This is a genomic window from Cerasicoccus frondis, assembly GCA_031296915.1.
Classification (GTDB): Bacteria; Verrucomicrobiota; Verrucomicrobiia; order Opitutales; family Cerasicoccaceae; genus Cerasicoccus; species Cerasicoccus frondis.
Window position 1 is genome coordinate 139392 of the sequence record JAVDPC010000006.1, and the last position, 19042, is coordinate 158433.

At 53.2% G+C, this 19042-nt stretch carries 14 protein-coding genes and 1 tRNA gene; 11 read left to right on the forward strand and 4 right to left on the reverse strand.

Annotated features, from left to right (window positions below):
* The first annotated feature begins 407 nt into the window (after positions 1-407).
* From RBB63_RS06960 to RBB63_RS06970, 3 genes are all read left to right on the forward strand, one after another.
* Complete coding sequence (locus RBB63_RS06960; protein ID WP_309382489.1) at positions 408-863, forward strand: PulJ/GspJ family protein; 456 nt, start codon at positions 408-410, stop codon at positions 861-863.
* Positions 860-1441: a PulJ/GspJ family protein gene (locus RBB63_RS06965; RefSeq protein ID WP_309382491.1), complete on the forward strand. Its 582-nt coding sequence runs from the start codon at positions 860-862 to the stop codon at positions 1439-1441. The genes RBB63_RS06960 and RBB63_RS06965 overlap by 4 nt, the downstream gene beginning before the upstream one ends.
* A 78-nt stretch (positions 1442-1519) precedes the next feature.
* Positions 1520-3283, forward strand: a complete 1764-nt coding sequence (locus RBB63_RS06970) for a hypothetical protein (protein WP_309382493.1) — start codon at positions 1520-1522, stop codon at positions 3281-3283.
* 410 nt (positions 3284-3693) lie between these two features.
* On the opposite strand, the gene secA is transcribed toward RBB63_RS06970, so the two are convergent.
* On the reverse strand, positions 3694-6783 hold the full coding sequence (secA, locus tag RBB63_RS06975; protein WP_309382495.1) for a preprotein translocase subunit SecA: 3090 nt from the start codon (positions 6781-6783) through the stop codon (positions 3694-3696).
* A 160-nt stretch (positions 6784-6943) separates the two neighbouring features.
* The gene (locus RBB63_RS06980) at positions 6944-8056 is read right to left on the reverse strand and encodes an SHD1 domain-containing protein (RefSeq protein WP_309382496.1); all 1113 of its coding nucleotides are present in this window, start codon (positions 8054-8056) and stop codon (positions 6944-6946) included.
* A gap of 75 nt (positions 8057-8131) precedes the next feature.
* Between RBB63_RS06980 and tsaE the strand changes: the two genes are divergently transcribed.
* On the forward strand, positions 8132-8581 hold the full coding sequence (gene tsaE, locus RBB63_RS06985) for a tRNA (adenosine(37)-N6)-threonylcarbamoyltransferase complex ATPase subunit type 1 TsaE (RefSeq protein WP_309382498.1): 450 nt from the start codon (positions 8132-8134) through the stop codon (positions 8579-8581).
* 40 nt (positions 8582-8621) lie between these two features.
* Here tsaE and RBB63_RS06990 read toward each other — a convergent pair.
* Positions 8622-8707, reverse strand: a tRNA-Leu gene (locus tag RBB63_RS06990).
* Positions 8708-8917: 210 nt separating this feature from the next.
* Between RBB63_RS06990 and RBB63_RS06995 the strand changes: the two genes are divergently transcribed.
* The 5 genes from RBB63_RS06995 (at position 8918) to RBB63_RS07015 (ending at position 15879) form a co-directional block, all read left to right on the forward strand.
* Entirely contained in the window at positions 8918-10735 is a 1818-nt protein-coding gene (locus RBB63_RS06995; RefSeq protein WP_309382500.1) for a hypothetical protein, read from the forward strand.
* A 259-nt stretch (positions 10736-10994) separates the two neighbouring features.
* Complete coding sequence (locus tag RBB63_RS07000) at positions 10995-12833, forward strand: TolC family protein (RefSeq protein ID WP_309382502.1); 1839 nt, start codon at positions 10995-10997, stop codon at positions 12831-12833.
* A 4-nt stretch (positions 12834-12837) separates the two neighbouring features.
* On the forward strand, positions 12838-13926 hold the full coding sequence (locus RBB63_RS07005; protein ID WP_309382504.1) for an efflux RND transporter periplasmic adaptor subunit: 1089 nt from the start codon (positions 12838-12840) through the stop codon (positions 13924-13926).
* Between the two features lie 13 nt (positions 13927-13939).
* Positions 13940-14659, forward strand: coding sequence for an ABC transporter ATP-binding protein (locus tag RBB63_RS07010; RefSeq protein ID WP_309382506.1), 720 nt, complete (start codon positions 13940-13942; stop codon positions 14657-14659).
* Complete coding sequence (locus RBB63_RS07015) at positions 14656-15879, forward strand: ABC transporter permease (protein ID WP_309382508.1); 1224 nt, start codon at positions 14656-14658, stop codon at positions 15877-15879. Before RBB63_RS07010 ends, RBB63_RS07015 begins: the two co-directional genes overlap by 4 nt.
* A 4-nt stretch (positions 15880-15883) precedes the next feature.
* Here the strand turns inward: RBB63_RS07015 and RBB63_RS07020 are convergent, their stop codons facing one another.
* Positions 15884-16513 (reverse strand): DUF4412 domain-containing protein, encoded by a 630-nt coding sequence (locus RBB63_RS07020; protein WP_309382510.1) that lies wholly within the window; start codon positions 16511-16513, stop codon positions 15884-15886.
* A 210-nt stretch (positions 16514-16723) separates the two neighbouring features.
* Here RBB63_RS07020 and RBB63_RS07025 point away from each other — a divergent pair, with 210 nt between their 5' ends.
* Complete coding sequence (locus RBB63_RS07025; protein ID WP_309382512.1) at positions 16724-18478, forward strand: hypothetical protein; 1755 nt, start codon at positions 16724-16726, stop codon at positions 18476-18478.
* A gap of 30 nt (positions 18479-18508) precedes the next feature.
* Positions 18509-19042, forward strand: a complete 534-nt coding sequence (locus tag RBB63_RS07030) for a YcxB family protein (protein ID WP_309382514.1) — start codon at positions 18509-18511, stop codon at positions 19040-19042.

The window sequence follows — 19042 nt, forward strand, 5'->3', positions numbered from 1 at the left end:
GGCTATTTCTCTATCTCGTAACGCCTTCGACTTGCCCGATGGCGCAGATTCACGCTTCAGCACAGCAGCGTTACCGCACTTCCCATAAGTTCGATCCCTACGCACCAAACGAGACTCACAGTTGACAACCGCCAACAGTCAAACGGCTCAGTGTTACAGCAACAGGTCAGCGTCAAAAGACACCCGGAAGCGGAAACGTAAAATAAAAGTCAAACGCATGAATTTCGAAAAATCTCTACATAAGTAGCAGCAAACTTAACGAAATCTTAATGGTGGTCATGCTATAAAGACCTACAGGATTACAGACTAAAGGGTCTTTAGCAAACTGTAATTTCAAGCGGAATTAATACGCATCGAAGGATTTACGCACAGATTTTCAATTCGAATAATCATAAAACATCATACAAATGAATAGCTACATTGGGGGACGCAGCCATTCAAAAACTAAGGCAGGATTTACCTTAGCGGAGATCTTAGTTGGCTTATTTATAGTGAGTCTACTATCGCTCATTTTTTTGAGATTTCTCGACTCGTTAGCGAGATTCGAACAACTGCAGTATGACTATATAAGATCTTCAGAACTCGCCGATCAACATTTCAAGCAACTCAAGTCTGCATCATATTCAGAAGCCCTATACACACTTGGAATATCCGCAACTGAAACGGGCGCCTCTTCTGAAACCATTCTCGAAAACTCCATCGACGGCTATACGGTATCGTCAATTGCGGAGCCAAACAAAGCTTATGGCGCTACGGCAAGTGATTCCGTCCAGGTCGAAATAACGGTTTCGTGGAATCACCTAGGCGACGCTAAAAACCGTTCCTATGTAACAACGCTGTTATCTGGAGGCTTGGCTCAATGAGAAAAAATAGACGCCGTAAAGGCTTCACCTTGGTGGAGCTATTAATCGCTCTAGCGATTTTCTCTTTCTTTGGACTGATGTTTTTCAAGGTAACCATCGAATCCGCCATTACGATTCAGATGCTAACCGAGAAAATGTTTTATATTCATGAAAGACAACTCACCGCGAGTGCTTCAGACATAGACATGAGCTACAGCGGGACCCTTGAAACCGCAGAAGACAAGTACGTCGCCTTCACTACTGATGAACTAACAATTGAGTACTCTCTTGAAGAGACCGGTGATAAATATCAACTGGTTAGGCAAACTTTCTACAGTGATGAACCTGCCTCTATAAAATCCAAATTCGTTTTGGTGGATGACATAAAGTCCATCGATATTGGGTACCCTATATTTAACTTCTACGATCAAGACAACCAACAGATCACAGCTCCCGTTACAGGACTCGGGGCATCTGCAATCAAAAAGGTCAAAACTATTCAAGTGGTTTTAGACCGAACTTACACACGCCTTCGAGATGTGAGCAGCGGCTATGATAATCTCGTTTTCACACAGTACAACCCCATCGACACAGAATAGGGTACAATGAAAATGAAATTGATTTCCAACAATGAACAGCGACGTGGATCAGTGATGATTCTGTCACTTATCGGGACAATGGTTATCGCGATAGCGATTGCGTCCCTTTATCAACTCTTCCGTTTTTCCCAAATATCAACCGAGAAAAGTAACCTTAGCCTAATCGCGCGCCTCGCTGCGGAAGAAGCGCTTGAAGACGCATTCTGGAGCATACGTGAAGGAAAACTGGACAGCGATTGGACCTTGGTGGAGATCACTGATGACCTCAAAACCTATCAGCGCGTTGACACAGAACAAAATAAAAACAATCGATCCGCCACCATAACCAGAGAGGTCACCGAAAACACCATTACTGTCGATGGCGACATTAGCTACATCTATGGAATCACCGTGAGTGTGCTCGTTGATGGTGCGTTCGATCAAACGATGAGTGATGGCTTTGAACTCAAAATAGAGAACCTCGCCACATTGCCAGAACTAGCCGCAATGCGAATAATGGACAATGCACGCAGCAATTGGCGATTTGACCAAATTGGCTCGTATGACAGCAGTATCGATCAGATCACAGGAGAGCAGCTCTATAGCTACGATAACAACTTGTACATGGGGAACTACTACAGCTTTCAAGGCGGCGCCATGTGGGATGACACCGGCTTTAAATACCTCCCCAGTTATGAAGCTCTGGAAATTTTTGTCGGGACCTGGGGACACTCGAACACCGAAGATGGCATCCCTTACGTATCTTACTTCTCGCGCGATTTAGAAGCAGACGGCGGCGAATCCGAGCCCATTAATGTATATTACACCAGACGCTCAGATGTGGAAAAAAATCAGTACACGACATTAACCGCCGGAGATGGAAAAGACTTCTTTGATTTCATTACCGGAGCCAATGAAACTGAGTCAAATGAGGCGCTTCTAAACATTACAGGCAGTACTGACTTTGATGTTTTGGAGAGCAATAGTGATAATCTAGCAGCGTTTCTGGAAGAATTAACCTCGAATGATGAATACAGTCCCGACACCTCCCAATACAACTTTATCGAAGTCGCTGGGTTAAGCCCTTCAAAAACTCCATTCACTGGAGTGTATGAGGATGAGACCTACTATGGTGGCGAAATCAAACTGAACTCACTTGCCATAGACACAAGCGGCGCAGACGCCACTCCTGATGGGGTCACAGTGTCCAGTATTGCTCCAACCAACAACGCCAACAACGTGCTCGTTAGCGGAGGCGACGCCGATAGTAACAAGGCAGTCGTGTTCCACGTTAAGGACAGCCCGAAGAATAAACGCATTCTAATCGACTCTGGTAGTAACGTCATTCTCTACATCAACGATGTCGGCGTAGATAATGAATTCGAAACCGAAGTGATCAACGTGCTTGATGGTGGCAAGCTGACCGTGCACCTCGGGCCTGATTTGAACAGTTTCAACGCCAAATCAGCTGCGGTTCCGGAATCTGGCAATCCGCAAGATTTAGTCATCTTGGATGAGCCACTCGCCACACCCATTCTTGATGAAAGCGGGATCGAGACAGGTGAGTTTGAATACATCGGCACCAACATCGCTTTGGGGGATCCCTATCGAGATTATGAACCATACAAAGCGCTAAACCTGGACAATGCCAATCACCCAACTGTTGCGGTCGTCTACGCCCCCTACTCGACCGTTTACACTGACCACATTGCAGGAGCAGTGGTCAGCGATCACTTTCAGAGCCATGGCGTCATTATGCTGGATCGTTACTCGCTCAATAACAACTTCTACCTGAATAGCTTGATCACCAATGCAAACAAGCGCTACTCAGTCGTCGAATTGAAGCGGACAAAAGGACAGTAGCGAAACTAAGGTTAACGCTAGAGCACTTTTCATCTAGATTGGCCGATCAGGCCGCAGTGCTTTTTCGTGTCCAGCAAGGCGGCTTGAGCGTCGCAGGCTGGAAGCCTGTGAGCGAAAAGCCAACAACGCTGGCGCGGAAAAGCACTCGGTTTAGGGCTTGGGGCCAGATTGGAAGTTCGCGGCGTTGGCATTTCAATCACGGGCTTCCAGCCCGCTCAATCAAAGCCGCCTTGCGCTGCATCCAATCTCTAACCCACCTGACTCGGCCAATCTAGATGAAAAGTGCTCTAGCCATGCCTTCTATCCACACCATAACCTGCTAGCTAAGCGCAGCATTCTTACAGGAATTCAATTACATGGCGCTGAATTGAAAATGGGCAATTCAGGCAATCAATCTTGGCGTAGCTGGGCTACTTGTTGACCGGCTCGACCAACACCCAGCCTTCGTTGCGGATGAGTGGCTCGGCCTTCTTGAACTTCATGGTCTGTGTTTGCGGACCACGGCGAATCGTGACCGTTTCGTTGCGACCAATTTTCGGGATGTTCACGACCGGCTCAGCCTTCTTCACCTTAGGCAACTTCGCTTGCTGCTGGGAAGCGACAGCCAAACCGCCGGAGCCAACCCCCTGCCCTTGCGCCACCGCTCCTTCGTCAGGACCGCTCATTTGCGCCTTTTGCTGCATCATCTGCTGCGAGCGAATGTGCGCTTCGAGCGAGGTCGAACTGCGGAACAGCCGACGGCAAAGCTCATTGCGGACACGCCCCATCATTTCCTGGAAGTAGGTAAAGGCCTCGGTTTTAAATTCAATCAACGGGTCCCTCTGGGCGTGACTGCGCAAGTAGATCGCCTTACGCAGGTCTTCAATCTCCGTCAGGTGGTCCTGCCAATTGTTATCGATCGAAATCGTAATGAGCTTACGCTGAAGGCCAACAATATGGTCCGAGTCTTCGAGTGCTTCCTTCTCGTCATACACCTTGCCTACAGCACTGATCAAGGTCGGCACGACTTCGCTCGGGCTCTTCCCCGCGAGGTCTTCCGCCTTCAGGGAAATCGGGAAATGACTGTTGAGCCAACTAAGGAGGTTCTCCAAGTCTTCGGTGCTGGGCTCCTTGCCAGCAGGCGCAATGGCGTCCCAGCGATCCTCCAGTTCCTCCTCGATCATTTCGAAAATGATGTCGCGCGGTGTATCACTATGCAATGCGTCGTTACGCACGCCATAGACAACCTCACGCTGGCGATTGAGCACTTCGTCAAATTGCAGCAAACGCTTGCGGACCGAATAGTGCTGCTGCTCGACCTTCTTCTGCGCCGACTCGATGGAGCGGTTCAGTAAGGGGTGTTCGAGCACTTCGCCCTCGTTAAAGGTGCTTTGCAGGATCTTCGAAATCGGCCCGGCGTTCGCAAAGAGGCGCATCAAGTCGTCTTCCAGTGAGATGAAGAACTTCGTGATACCTGGATCGCCCTGACGCGAGCAACGACCACGAAGCTGACGATCAATACGGCGTGACTCGTTGCGCTCGGTGCCAAGCACCATCAGGCCGCCAAGGTCGCGAACGCCCTCGCCCAGCTTGATATCGGTGCCGCGGCCCGCCATGTTGGTCGCCACGGTCACGGCGCCGCGCTGGCCTGCACTCGCGACGATTTCCGCCTCCTGCTGGTGGTATTTCGCATTGAGGACCGAGTGCTTGATCTTGCGCTTCGTCAGCAGCTTACTGATGTCTTCCGAAGAAATAACTGACGTTGTGCCGAGCAGGACGGGTTGACCGCGCTCGTGTGCGGCGGCGACTTCTTCAACTACGGCCGCGAACTTTTCACGCTCGGTCTTGTAAATGACGTCGTTTTCGTCGATGCGAATGCAAGGCTTGTTGGTCGGGATGACCATGACATCGAGGTTATAGATGTCGTGAAATTCCTGCACCTCGGTTTCCGCCGTACCGGTCATCCCAGCAAGCTTTTCATAGAGGCGGAAGTAATTCTGAATCGTGATCGTCGCGTAGGTCTTTGTCTCCTTCTCGATCTTCACGTTTTCCTTGGCTTCCACGGCTTGGTGGAGGCCCTCGGACCAACGACGCCCTGGCATTGGGCGACCGGTGTTTTCGTCGATGATCACGACCTTGCCCTCTTCGGAAACGACATATTGCTTGTCGCGCTCGTAGAGGGAGTAAGCGCGGAGCAATTGGCTGATGCAGTGGAGATCCTCACTCTGCTGGGCGAAGCTGGCTTCCGCAGCCTGCTTGGCCTTCATCTTGGCTTCGTCGTCCAGGCTTTCGTCGCGGTCGATTTCGATAAATTCGGTCGGCAAATCCGGCATCACGAACGCATCCGGATCGCCTGGGCGCAGGGAATTTCGACCTGCCTCGGTGAGGTCTGCCTGATGCTGCTTTTCGTCAATCTGGTAAAATAGCTCTTCCTTCAGCGCGTAAAGCTGCTGCTTGTTGAAGTCCAGATGCATCTCAGCGTCATACTTTTCGAACGCCAAGCGGACATCACCGCGCTCCATGAGACGCATGAAGGTCGGGTTCTTCGGCATGCCAAGTTTGACTTGTAGCATCTTGTAAAATGCGCCTTCGCGGTCCGCCTCTTCCTTGTCCAGTTCGCCCTTGGCTTCGGCAATCAGCTTATTGCAGAGCTTGAATTGAGCGGATACGAGTTTTTGAATGCCGGGCTTGTGCTCCTGAAACGGCGCTTCGCGGTCTTCGGCCATCGGGCCGGAAATAATGAGCGGCGTGCGGGCTTCGTCGATGAGGATAGAGTCAATTTCGTCAACGATGCAGTAATAGTGATCCTTCTGAACTTGCTGCTCCTTCGTGCCGGCCATGCCGTTGTCACGGAGGTAATCGAAGCCAAATTCTGACGCGGTGCCGTAGGTTAAATTACACAGGTAGGCCGCGCGCTTTTCCTCATTAGGTTGCTGATTACGGAGGACGCCGATGGTAAGACCAAGGTATTTAAAAAGATGCCCCATCCACTCGGCGTCACGTTGCGCCAAGTATTCGTTGACGGTGACAAGCTGGCAATTACGACCAGAAAGCGCATTGAGGTAAAGGGGCAGCGTCGAAACGAGCGTCTTACCTTCACCGGTGGCCATTTCCGCGATCTTGTTGTCGTGCAAGGCCATACCGCCAATAAGCTGGCAGTCGTAGTGAATCATGTTCCACGTGTCCTGCGTGCCGGTGTATTCAATCGGCTGCCCGCAGAGACGGCGCGCGGCGTTCTTACAGACGGCAAACGCCTCGGGCAAGATGCTGTCGAGGATCTCTTTGTTCAGGTCGACGAGCTTGTCGTGGTCAGCATTATCGCCGCCGAGCTTTTCCTTACCTTCCTTCCAGGCTTCCTGGTAGCGCGCCATGAGCTCCGGGGTCTTGGCCTTGAGCTGCTCTTCGGTCAGCGACTGGTATTCCTGCTCCAGTTGGTTAATCTTGTCTACGATGGGCTGCGCCCGCTTGTAGAACTTGCGGTAATGGCTACCCGAAAACTTCTTAAGAATGGATCCGATCATTTGGGAATGGGCAATTTAGCGAATGGGACACCCTGAGACGCGTTTGGTTCGCCGTCAACGGCGTTTTCCCTTGAATCTGCCAGCTCTCTATCGGCCAAATCTCAGTGACCATGCGCTCCCGGCAGTCGCTGAAAATGGGTCAGCCAAAGTATTTTCTTATTTAAAGATCAATGTCTTCGCGCTTGTAGGCCTTTTTGACATCCTCAGTGAGTTGCTCGTAACTGCGGCCAGCCAAAAGTATTTTTCGAGCCTCGGCATCACTAACGCCTGTTTCGATTGCGCGAACATAGGCATATAAGCGACGCCCCTCGCCCTCCCCATCCAAATGCAGGTAATAATTAATCAGCAAAAACGCCGACAGGTAATATTCGCCCAGCAAATCCGGCGCTTTGGTGAAATTTGCATTCCACGCTGCCCCGGTCATCGTCATCAGTGTCTCCAAGTTCACCAACCTGGACGCACCACGCCGAGAAACGCGGTCAAACTCATCGAGTTCGCGCTTATCGAAGCGAAATTCGCCGTCATCATAGGGCACGCTTTCCATGTAAACAGCCAGCCCCTCAATTAACCAGGGCGGCAAGCGACTCAGCCATTCATGATGCAGTTGATGCGTTATTTCATGGATCAAGGTGCTGTGATCCCCGGAATCATCCGAAGTATAACCGCTAGAGGACTTCTTAACGCCAAGGCTGGCCAGCGGAGTCCAGATTTCTCGCTTGCTCGAAAAATAAACGCCACCTGAGTTTGGCAGACCACCCGCCGCATAGTAATCCATTTTATTTTCAAAAAGGCGGGTCACAAAATACGATTCGATCGGCTGCGGCTTCCACTCCAGCGGAAAAACCTGCATGGCCGAATAAGTTGCCTCAAATATCTTGCTAAACTCACGCACCACTTTCCGTGAGAGCTTCACATCCGAATGAAACTCGAAATTCGTAGTGCGGTAGATGTATTCACGGGCATCATTATCCTCCTGAACGACTTCTACTTCGTAGTCATCGGGCAAACCGACGCGCCGAGGCCACTGCAAACCGTCAAATTCCTTTACGGGGCCCTGCTCTGCGGATTTTGATTCCTCCGCGAACTTGAACGATTCGATGAAAATCTGATCTTCTGCGGACAACGACGAAATCGGAAATGAAAACATCCGGCCATCAGCAACTCTTTTAATCTTCACATGATCGGCGTCTACGGCGATAAACTCCGCTTCAACCTGCTGCCCAGCATTATTGGTCCAAATCCTTGTTTCCCCCTGCGCCAGCCAGGGAGTCATGAGGATTAAAACCAGGAAACAATGTTTCAGCACCAGCCACATTGAAATGCTTGCGCGGCGGCCCAGTCAATATCGATGGACGACCTTTTTGCACAATTAGCAGTGGGCATAAACACTGCCACCCCTGCGGAAACCGAGAAACTCGCGGCTGACTTCGCGCTGCGACTGCCAACCAATAGCACGCTGGCTCTCTACGGCGATCTCGGCGCCGGCAAGAGCACTTTTGTTCGCGGATTGGCGCGGGCTTGGGGCATCAACCAACCCATCACAAGCCCAACCTACAATCTGCTCAACTGCTATCAAGGCGACCGCCAACTGCTCCATCTGGACGCATACCGCCTCGAAACGCCTGACTCCGCCGAAGATTTACTGATTGAAGACCTGCAACGCGCCCCCTGGACGTTGGCCATAGAATGGCCGCAAAAGGTGCCGGACTACTGGCTGCAAGACGCTTTTCACCTGGATTTGCGGATCAATGGCTCAGGTCGCCGCCTGCAACTGATCAAAATCCACAAAGACCGTTAGGCTTTTTGAATTTCCCTCATTTTGAAAAACCGAATCAAAATGGTGCTCAGGGCGGGACTCGAACCCGCACGTCCATAGGACACTACCCCCTCAAGATAGCGTGTCTACCAATTCCACCACCTGAGCAATTTGGGAAAACGGACTAGAAAACGCTTCCTCGGCCAAGGTTCAACCAAAAATTTCAACAAATTTCGATTTATTTAAAATCTTTGCTCGCACTTGAATTGTGAAAATACATGAATCAGGCACGAATCCCGCTTTTTTATTGGCCAAACTGTGAATACCCCTACTAACCTAGGTGCTACATCGAAAACTAATCCGGCTGCCGCGCTACGCATGTCCGACTCATCTGATAAGTCAAAATCCGAGAAACCCCTGTCTCTCGATCTAAGTCAACTACAGGACCTATCCATAGGCCCTGACTGGAGCGATGCTGCTCGCTCGGCGGAATCCCGCAAGAGCAAGCAACACCCTGGTGCGAAATCCGGCAAAGGACCGGCAAGGGACAGACGCCCAGACCGCCCCCCCCGGCGGCGGGAGTTTGGCCAAGACTCTAGCCCCGGTGGCGACCAGTCCGAACGCCGTGGGCCACGTCGTGGCGGCGGGCCTCGCGGAGAGCGCCGAGGCGGAGGCCAGCATGGAGGACGGCAGGAGTCACGGGCTCCGTTCAAGCCGATCGTCGACGTCGCCTTCTATCCGGAAGACGCCCCTTTCAAAGCCTTGTGCCATGCCATGCGCTCGAATTGCCGCACCTACGAGCTATTCGAAATCGCACGACTCATTTTAGAGAAACCCGAGCGGTTCGTTGTCGTCCTTCATCCCAAAAAGGACGAGGGCCCACAAGAATTCTACATCAGTGTTCCAGACGGCCTGCCCTTCTCAAGCGAGGAGCAGGTAATTGCTCATGTGCTCAAGCACCACATTGACAAGTTTGTTGACACCGAAGAAGTGGAAGTCGAGCCGCCAAGCGGAAACTTCCCCGTAGTCAACCGCTGCGGTGTCACCGGTGCGCTCATCGGCCCACCCAATTACCACCGATATCAGGCTTTGGTGACCGAGCACCACGCACTCCATGTCCCCAACATGCCCTTTGAGAAGTTCACTTCGCGCATCGAATCCGTCCGTGATGAAGAAGTCGTCGCACAGTGGATCGAGCAGATGCGTAAGGAAACACGCTACAAATTGAAAACCGCAGATGAGCTCGTCGAAGGGTTCGACAACTTGGAGTCGCTGAAATTTTACCTGACCAGCAAACGTAAGGCGGAAATCGTCCGCACCACGCACCAAGCACGCTTCTCTGGCCAGCAGGCGGAATCCCTGCCCAAGGGCCCGCTTCGTGACTCAATCTTCGGTTGGCGCGAACAACAAACTCGCTTCCCACTGGAAACGGCGAACAACCTGCGTGGTCGCCTGCGCCGGATGCACTTCACCATCTACAAGCGTGGCTCAAAGGGCGCATCTTATGTCTGCGCCGTGAAGCGCAAGTTCCGCAATTCGCAAACCCGGCTTGCTGAGTCCTTGCAAGAGCTCATTGATTTTATTGAGAAGCACCCGAATATCGATGTCGCACAGCTACCCGAAAAGTACTTGGGCATAGATGTATCGGCGAAGACAATTGATCCACCGCAGGAAAAAGCGCCTGACATTGAGTCGGTTCCAGAAGAGGAAGCGGCAAAAATCGTGGAAGCCCACGAGCAGAAACGCGCGGCCAAGCAAAGCGAGGACTCTCCCAGTGAAGAGGCCGCAGAAGAAACACCTGCCGCAGAACCAGTCCAACCAGCCAAACCACCGGTCGAGCACTTGGAAGATCCCAATCTGCGTCAGATGATCTTCGATTTACGTTGGTTGGTCACTGAAGGTTACGTCACCGAGTATGGCGATGGGCGTCTCTTCGCCCCTGCTCCGATGGAAGAGCACTCCACAAAGGACGACGATAAAGAATCAGCCGCGCCCAAGGAGACAGTTGCTGAATCGTCCGAGGAATCTCCGGCCAAAACCGAAGAAGCATCGGTCGCAGAAACACCTGAGCAGCCCACACCGGAAAACGCACAACCCGAAGCAAAGGCCGAAACGTCAGAGCCCAGCGAACCTACGCAAACTGACGAGACATCCGCCTCGACTGAAGCAAAGGAAAAAGAAGCGACTTCTCGCTGAGTCGCTTCGACTTAGCTTCACTCTTTAATTGCCCATCCCTTGGGGAATTTGTGCATGCGCATGCGCTGAGCTTTTTGAGCGGCGATTAGCACGGTCGTCGTCGCGCCTTTACCATAAAGTCAAATTAAGTTCGGTTTTCTGGTAAGACTTAAAAAGAAAGTAGTGAATTCACTGGCCATCTGGTGATAGCTGCATTGCTTTGTCCATTTTGCCAGCTCCGATCATGATACTCCGTTTGAAAAATGCTGCCTTTGTTTGCTTGTCCCTATTTACAATTTGCTGGGGGAACTTGATCGTACATGCGGAAAATCCCGTCAAACCGGACACCATAGCGGAATCTCCATTGGAGTATGAATTGCCCGCCAATGAAGGCGTCACCGAGCCAGCGCGTGAAGCATTGGACGCTTGGAACCAGTCATCCAACGCGTATCCTGACTACGTTAGCGGCCTTGAGGCGGATGTGGACATCTTGCAAATCGTCCGCCGCAGTCCACTGGTCATGGACATCGACGCAGATATGTCACCGATGCAAATGACCCTCCGCGAATCAATCGATCTGGCGTTGGAGAAAAACCTTGGTCTCAGCATTACGCGGTATTCGCCCGGTATTTCATTGGACGCCTTAACTGTCGCCGAAGCAGCATTTGACCCAACGCTGAATGCCAGCCTGACCGCAGGCGAGGACGCATTCCCCCCGTCAACATCCCTGGCTGGCGTTACCTCCGGACGAGCAGTCAACGCTGATCAACAATTTAATCTAAGCCTCGATAAGCAGTTCACCTACGGAACGGAGGTTTCCGTGGGCACACGGCTGAATCGCGCCACCACCAACTCCAGTAACGCCCTGCTCAATCCGGATTACACTTCCCGCCTGGGGTTAACCGTGCGGCAACCGCTTCTGGCGGGGTTTGGCGAAGCCGTCAATCTCGCGGCGGTGACCAAGGCGCAAATCGGGCTACGCTCCAGTCGCCTGCAAGTGCGACGCGAAGTCCTCGACTTGATAGCCGACGTCGAGATGGCCTATTGGAATCTCGCGGCTGCGCGCCAGCGTCAAGCGCTCTATGTTTCGAACCTAAGGCTGGCCAAATCCTTGCTCGAAGAAAACATCGAGCGCGAGCGCGTAGGCTTGGCTACGCGACTCGATGTTCTACAGGCCGAGGCGTCTTTGGCCGCCCGCAGCGAAGACGTCATTCTGGCTCAAGAGACCGCAGATAACGCCGAAGACGGCCTCAGATCCGTCCTCGGCATCCTATATTCCGAATCGCTCAAACCAATCTCGGTCGAGCCTTTGCCCGAAAATGATCCGGAATTGCCGGAATTCCGGGCCAGCGTCACCGGCGCCCTAGCCAGTGACATGGACAGCCAGATTCAACTGGAGCTCATCGATCAATTAGAGGTCGACCGCCGAGTCGCCAACAACGACACCCTCCCCGATCTGGATTTTTTTGCCGGCGCTGGGGTGCTGGGCCGCGAATCAAGCGCCGAACACTCCTACCAAAGCGCATTTGAATCCCGGGGCTACGATTGGAATGTCGGCCTGGAGTTTAGCATGCCTTGGGGAATGCGAGCCGAAGAAGCCCGCTTGCGCTCTTCAGTCCGTTCCATTTACCGGGCTGAAACGCGCTTGGCTGAAATCCAACAAGAGCTCATGCGCCGTCTGCGCCTGGCTTGGCGCTCGATCGCCTCTGGTCGGGAGCGCTTAGCCACGACTCGCGCCTCCCTCCGACTAAACCAGGAAAGTTTCCAGCAAGAACGAGCTCGCTACGACGCCGGGCTCTCCAATTTCCGCAATGTGCTGGAAGCCCAACGCGACTATGACGACGCGAAATTACGCCACCTGGCCGCACTCTACGACTTGCGTCAGGCTGTCGTGCTGCTGGCGAGACTGGATGGGCGCCTGCTGTCGCGTCACGGCTTTGACTGGGATGAGGTGGACGCTGAAACTCAAACCCCACCTGAACCAATTCCTCCACTTAGTGAGGAACGTTGGCCTGCTCCAGATTTCCAAAGCTATGACATCGACCCCTCCGAACTTCCTGCCAGCTACGGCGTCTCTCCCAATGCCCTCAGTGAAACTTACCAAGGTTTAGAAAATTAGCATCATGAAAAGTCTGCCTACTATCATCTTTATTGGCCTGCTGATCGCCGGAGGCTGGTGGACGTGGTCCCGGCTCGAAGAAGAGTCCGAGAACGCCAAGGCCAAACCACTTCAAACTTCAGAGGTGGAAATTGGCTCAATTGAGGACGTCGTCAGCGCTGGAGGATATGTCGAACCGGTCATTTCGACCGAAGTGCGTTCCGAAATCACTGGCCGCATCGAAACGATTCACATCAAGGACGGAGAAAGCGTTCAGGCCGGACAGGTGCTGCTCGAACTGGAAAAGACCGAACGGCAGACCGAGCTCGAAGAAGCCAAACGCCTTTACGAGGCTCAGGATCTACGTCTGGAGCAAGCACGTCGCGACTACGCGCGGCTCGAAGACTTGCGCGCCAAAAACTTCACCAACGAAAAGGACTACCTCGATGCCAAAACTGAGCTTGGGCTCATGGAAATTGAGCTAGAAGTCCGCCGCGCACGACTGGAAAAAGCCAAAGATAATTTAGCGAAAACCACCATTCGCGCTCCGCACGAGGGAGTTGTGGGCAATTTCGACTTGAACCCAGGCCAAGTCATCACCGGCGCCACATCCGTCAATCAGGGCACAACGCTGATGACGATTAATGACCTGCTCAAGCTCCACGTCCGCACTAAAGTCAATGAGCTCGACATCAATAAAATTAAGTCAGGCATGCCTGCCCGAGTGAATTTTGACGCCCTGCCCGATGAAGAGTTCATCGGCGAAGTGTCTCAAATATTCAGCTACGCGGAATCCGAAGGCAACGAGCGCATTTTCCGCGTATTGGTGACCTTTGATGCTGGAGACGACCGCATTCGGCCCGGCATCAGCTCGACGGTGACAATACCGATTAGTGAAGTCCATGACGTGCCGGTGGTTATCCCCACTGCGCTATTCAAAGACCGCAATGGGTTCGTGGCCTACAAGCAAACCTCCCCCCGCCAATGGGAAAAAATTGTGGTGGAAACAGGCTTAAGCGATGTGCACCACGTCGAAGTCAAATCCGGCCTCGCGGTCGGTGATGTCGTTAGCCTGACCAAGCCAGAAACAGAGGAAAACGACCAGGACTCTTAAATCTGCTCGAAGCATGGCGCTGATCGAATTACAGGAAATCCGCAAGCACTACAAGATGGGCGACGAAACCGTGAAGGCGCTCGACGGAGTGACGCTGGACATCCAGGCAGGTTCCTATGCTGCTGTGCTTGGCCCCTCAGGCTCCGGCAAATCGACGCTGATGCACTTGCTTGGCTTCATGGATTTCCCCACCTCGGGCAAAATGCTGTTCGACGGAGACGACGTTTCCCGCCTCAGCTCCGCCAAACGCGCCTGGTACCGCGCCAACCGTCTGGGGTTCGTCTTTCAAACCTTCAACCTCCTGCCCCGCCTCAGCATCCTGGAAAATGTGCGCCTCCCGCTGGATTACGCCCGTAGCGGCGGAAAGCCCGACGACCGTGCGAAAGAAGCGCTGGACCGAGTGGGCATGACGCACCGCGTAAACCACCGCCCTGGACAACTCTCCGGCGGTGAACGCCAACGAGTCGCCATTGCCCGCGCCCTCGTCAATAATCCCAAGCTAATTCTGGCAGATGAACCCACCGGCAACCTCGACACCAAAAACGTCGAACGCGTCATGGAGCTTTTTGACGCACTGGTGGACGAAGGCCAAACCTTAATCTTGGTCACACATGACCTGGAAGTCGCCCAACACGCCCGCTCCATCATTCTGGTGCGAGACGGAAACTTGGTCGGGACCGAAGAAGGAGGACCGCCAGACAGCCACCCCTCAAAAGGAGGCTCACAGTCATGATGATCGCAGGCGCAATCATCCACGGCATTCGCGAGATCAGCTCGCATAAATTCCGCAGTCTACTGTCCATGATCGGCATCATTCTGGGCGTTGCTGCGCTCGTCGCGATGGTCGGCGTCGTGGAGGGCATGATGTCCGGCTTCCGAAAAACATTTGAAGCCACGGGGGGCATTGAAAAAATGGAAATCGAGGACGCCGAGCCACCGATCGAACAGCAGCCCATTGCCCATCGCTCCCCGAAACGCACCCTGAAAGACTACTATGCATTGCAGGCGGCAATACCGAACGCCAGGCGCGTATCGGCGGAAAAAAACCTGAATTGGGCTCAGATGCAGAGCAGCAACAACCGCGACTGGTCTCGACTGCGCGGCACCACTCCAGAGACATTCGACATCGAACGCTTTTACGTCATGGATGGCGGACGGCAAATTTCGGACTGGGACGTTGTTCAGAAGAACCGCGTCATGGTCATATCCATGCGCAGCGCGAAGAGACTCTTCGGCAACGCCGCTGATGCAGTCGGCGAAACAGTGGTCGCACGAGGCGTCGTCTTCACCATCATAGGTGTCCTGGAGGAAGATCCCGCTGATTCATGGAGTCGCTCACGCACCACCTTCCTGCCCATTTCGACAGCTATCCATTATTTTGCGGAGCCGGATGACGACACCATCCACGACCTCGGGGTCCAGGCTAAGCATATGGAAGACATTCCAGAACTGAGCGACCAAATTGAACGCACCCTGGAAGTCACTCATCGCGGTATTCGGGATTTCGCGGTCGAAACACGCGAGAAAGAATTAGAGGAATTCCAGCAGTTGGAGCGCTCCTTCGTCTACTCTCTGGGTGGGGTTGCCGCCATCACATTGCTGGTCGGCGGCATCGGCATCGCCAACGTCATGCTCGCCTCTATTTCACAGCGTATCCGCGAAATTGGCATCCGAAAGGCCGTTGGCGCTCGCGGCAGTGATATTTTCGTCCAGTTTGTCGCCGAAGCGCTGGTGATCAGTATCATCGGCGGATTTATTGGCATCATTGCCAGCGTCGGCCTAGTCGAGCTTTTGCGGGAATTCATGCCCGAAGATAAAGGGCACGTGGCGCTTTCCGCCAAAGCCATGGGCTGGGGCTTCATGTTCAGCGTGGTCGTGGGTTTCCTGTCAGGCGTATTCCCGGCAATCAAAGCTGCCCGCCTGCCGGTAATCGACGCGTTACGCTACGAATAAGCCTCTATTCTGGCTGAGCGGGCAGCTTGGGCAGGACTAATTCTGTGTAACCCGCCGGAGGAAGGAATTCTGAGTCGGCCACCTCCCGCTCCACTAGCTCGGTTGCCTCCATCTTCATCATCAGATCCCCACTGCGGTTATAATTCTCCATTCTCATGGTGAGAACGTCGGTGCTTCCAAAGACCTCCTTCATTTGCTCGGTCAATCCCTGAGTCACTCCTGGCATTTTGGCGAAAGCCACATTTTGTATGCTTGCGGTGGCTGAAATGATAAACTTGCCGCCATTCTCTTCCACCAAGACAAACTTCCGAGTTGGTAGCCCCAGGATTTCCTCCTCGCCTTCGATGATGTGCACCTCGCCCTCAATCACCAAATCGTCGCTCGCCCCGATCTTCTGAACGATATACTGCCGGGTGTCGTCCATCAGGATAATGATTTCAGCCTTTTCACCATCGATGATCAATGCGCCACGGTTATCCGGCAGCTCATGCTTAATTTTGCTGCCTTTAGTGACTATCTTTGACTTGGCGGACTGCCCTCCGTTGGAATTCTCGATATAGATGTCGCCCGTAAACGCAATCAGGCTGGTGAATCCAAGCAAAGTCGCTGTAACCAATGAGACTAAAGATTTCATGATGTGGATTTTACCAGATATTGCGTAAACGAATAGTCTAGAATCCGGGAAATATAAGCGCAAGCGACATTTAGCGGCAGAATTTCAAAAAAATGCGGCTCAAATGAATTTACGCCCCATAAAGGGGGTTGACAGCGATTGAGCACAAGGCACAACTGGTAGCCTTTTTTCCGAAACGCGTAATTCCCGCGGAGACCCAACTGATCTTACATGCAGAACTTTGCTGACCAGTGCCTTGATATGGCCCAGGCCATCCTGAGCCACAATCTGGAAGCCATCAATGAAGATGGAACCATTCGCCCGATCGAGGGCGAGCACTCACGCACGGACGAGCCCGGCCACGCCGCGCTAGCCATCGGTGAGTACTACCGTCTGACCAACGAAACCAAGTTCGGCGACTACGACCTCGTCGACCTCGTTGCGCGCACGATCACCGCGCAGACCTTTACCGATGAAGAGGCGGAAAACGGCTTGGCATACGCCGCGCTCGGTTTGCTGTCCTTCAGCCCGGCGAAGGAACGCAATCCCGTCTGGGAGCGTCTGCTCGAGCAGACTCAGGAAACGCTCGACAAGCGCCTGCTCCAACGCAGCGACTACGATAACCACCTCCAGTCGTTCAACATCGCCAAAGCCGTCACCCGCTTCTCCATGGGCCTCTCGAAAAAAGACGAGACCGGCAAGCTGGTTGACCGCTTCATCGAGCGCATCAAGGAAAACAGCACCGCAGGCTTTATGGACGACGAGCCCACAGGCATCGGCGGCTGTTTCGACCTCTATGGCGTCCTCAGCTTCGTCTTTATCCGCCAGTCCCTGCAGTTGCACGCCAACATGCACCTGCGCGACCGCAAGCTGCCCAGCCTGCGCACACACGCCGAAAAATACCTGAAGATGCTGCCGGACATCGTCCGCATGGACGGCATGGGCTGGTCCTATGGCCGCGGCATCGGCGCCTACGGCCAGATGCACTGCATCAGCCTCATCCTTCAGGCCATTCGCGACGGTTGGATTACCGACACCGATAAGCCAAAGTATGTCGACCTGCTGCGTCGCCTCTTCCAATTCTTCTTCCTGACCTACGTTGACCGCGAACACGGATTCCTCGTGATCCGCGACGACGAGCGCACCACCGGTGAAAACCACACCACGCGCATGGCGAATTTTGACGCCGCGCGCTACCTGTGCCAGTGGGCCCGTCTCGCCCGCTCGATCGGCGGCGCGATGGACGCCAAGCCTTCGCAACCCAAGCGGGTGAGCCGCTTTGTCGTGTTCGACAAGTCGCACAAGAAGGAGCAAGGCCTGTTCATGTATCACGACCCGGACAGCGGACTTCATATTCAGATTCCGCTGATCAGTCAGGGCCGTGAGCGCTTCAGTGACTCCCTCGCCTTCCCACATGCACCCGGCGTCATCGACTGGCCCGTTTGCAAGTATGCGCCGATCCTGTTGCCCGAGCTGACCTTTGGCGACAAGGTGATCATTCCATCCTTCTACGGAAAGCGTTGCACGATCCGCCAAGGCCTCCGCGGTGCCCTCACCTTCTCTTACGAGCAGCCCGACTTGATCACCAAGGACGAGCAATTCGTCAGTGGCCTGGGTTCCTGTAAGGTCACTTGGACCTTCACCGGTGGCAAAATGACCAGCGAATTCGTGTTCAGCGTGAAACAGCAAGTCTCCATGGACTCGATGCGTTACGTGATTGCCCTGGGCATGCCACATAGCCAATACCGCCATGGCATGACGTTCACCAACGGACCGGAAGGCCTCCGCCCCGCCGTGGTCAAGGACGACTTCCATGCCGAGTGGGACACCGAATCGGTCACCGTCGACCCGGCTTACAAGACCTACTGGGGTAAGCTCCACTTCCTGCAATCGCTCAAGCGCGACCATCCGCTCATCATGCGCCCCGGCCAGCAATACCGCCTCACGGTAGAGTTCGAGCCCGATTTGGCCATGGCCGACGAATAGGTCGAGTGCGGAATGAACATCAAGGTACAGTTGTCTAAAGAAGACTTTCTGTACTTTTCCAAAGCGGTATCTCTTGGTGCATATAGAGGTGGGCCTGCGCAGTCGCAGCAGGCTCATTTTACACCAGTCATTATGATACTGGCATTTTCTATTGGCGTCATCGGAATTCTCTTATCGATCGGTCAAGAAGGTATCAACTCGGTTGCATTATTTGGCTTTGGCTACCTTGCATCATGGTCTCTGCATGATTTTCTCATAAGGCTTCGAATGGCTCAAGCACAGCGCAATTTGGACGTTGATATGGAAGACCCCATGTTCGGACCTTCCTCAAACTTCTTTACCCAAGACGAATTTCGACAAGAATCAAATTTTGGGTCTGTCAGCTATAGGAAAAGCAGTTTTAAACTTCTACACGAAGACAGTTCCTATCTGTTACTATTCTGTTCTGGAATGAAGGCCTTCATCTTTCCAAAAACACAACTGACTGATGAAGAACAAGCATTCATCAAAGAATGGGCAATCGGTATCCCACATCGGAAAACTACATCATTCAATCCAGAATAA

Excerpts from the sequence above, each read along its gene's own strand:
- RBB63_RS06960 (WP_309382489.1), top strand. The coding sequence starts at position 408 with ATGAATAGCTACATTGGGGGACGCAGCCATTCAAAAACTAAGGCAGGA.
- RBB63_RS06965 (WP_309382491.1), top strand. The coding sequence starts at position 860 with ATGAGAAAAAATAGACGCCGTAAAGGCTTCACCTTGGTGGAGCTATTA.
- RBB63_RS06970 (WP_309382493.1), top strand. The coding sequence starts at position 1,520 with ATGGTTATCGCGATAGCGATTGCGTCCCTTTATCAACTCTTCCGTTTT.
- secA (WP_309382495.1), bottom strand. The coding sequence starts at position 6,783 with ATGATCGGATCCATTCTTAAGAAGTTTTCGGGTAGCCATTACCGCAAG.
- RBB63_RS06980 (WP_309382496.1), bottom strand. The coding sequence starts at position 8,056 with ATGACTCCCTGGCTGGCGCAGGGGGAAACAAGGATTTGGACCAATAAT.
- tsaE (WP_309382498.1), top strand. The coding sequence starts at position 8,132 with ATGGACGACCTTTTTGCACAATTAGCAGTGGGCATAAACACTGCCACC.
- RBB63_RS06995 (WP_309382500.1), top strand. The coding sequence starts at position 8,918 with ATGTCCGACTCATCTGATAAGTCAAAATCCGAGAAACCCCTGTCTCTC.
- RBB63_RS07005 (WP_309382504.1), top strand. The coding sequence starts at position 12,838 with ATGAAAAGTCTGCCTACTATCATCTTTATTGGCCTGCTGATCGCCGGA.
- RBB63_RS07010 (WP_309382506.1), top strand. The coding sequence starts at position 13,940 with ATGGCGCTGATCGAATTACAGGAAATCCGCAAGCACTACAAGATGGGC.
- RBB63_RS07015 (WP_309382508.1), top strand. The coding sequence starts at position 14,656 with ATGATGATCGCAGGCGCAATCATCCACGGCATTCGCGAGATCAGCTCG.
- RBB63_RS07020 (WP_309382510.1), bottom strand. The coding sequence starts at position 16,513 with ATGAAATCTTTAGTCTCATTGGTTACAGCGACTTTGCTTGGATTCACC.
- RBB63_RS07025 (WP_309382512.1), top strand. The coding sequence starts at position 16,724 with ATGCAGAACTTTGCTGACCAGTGCCTTGATATGGCCCAGGCCATCCTG.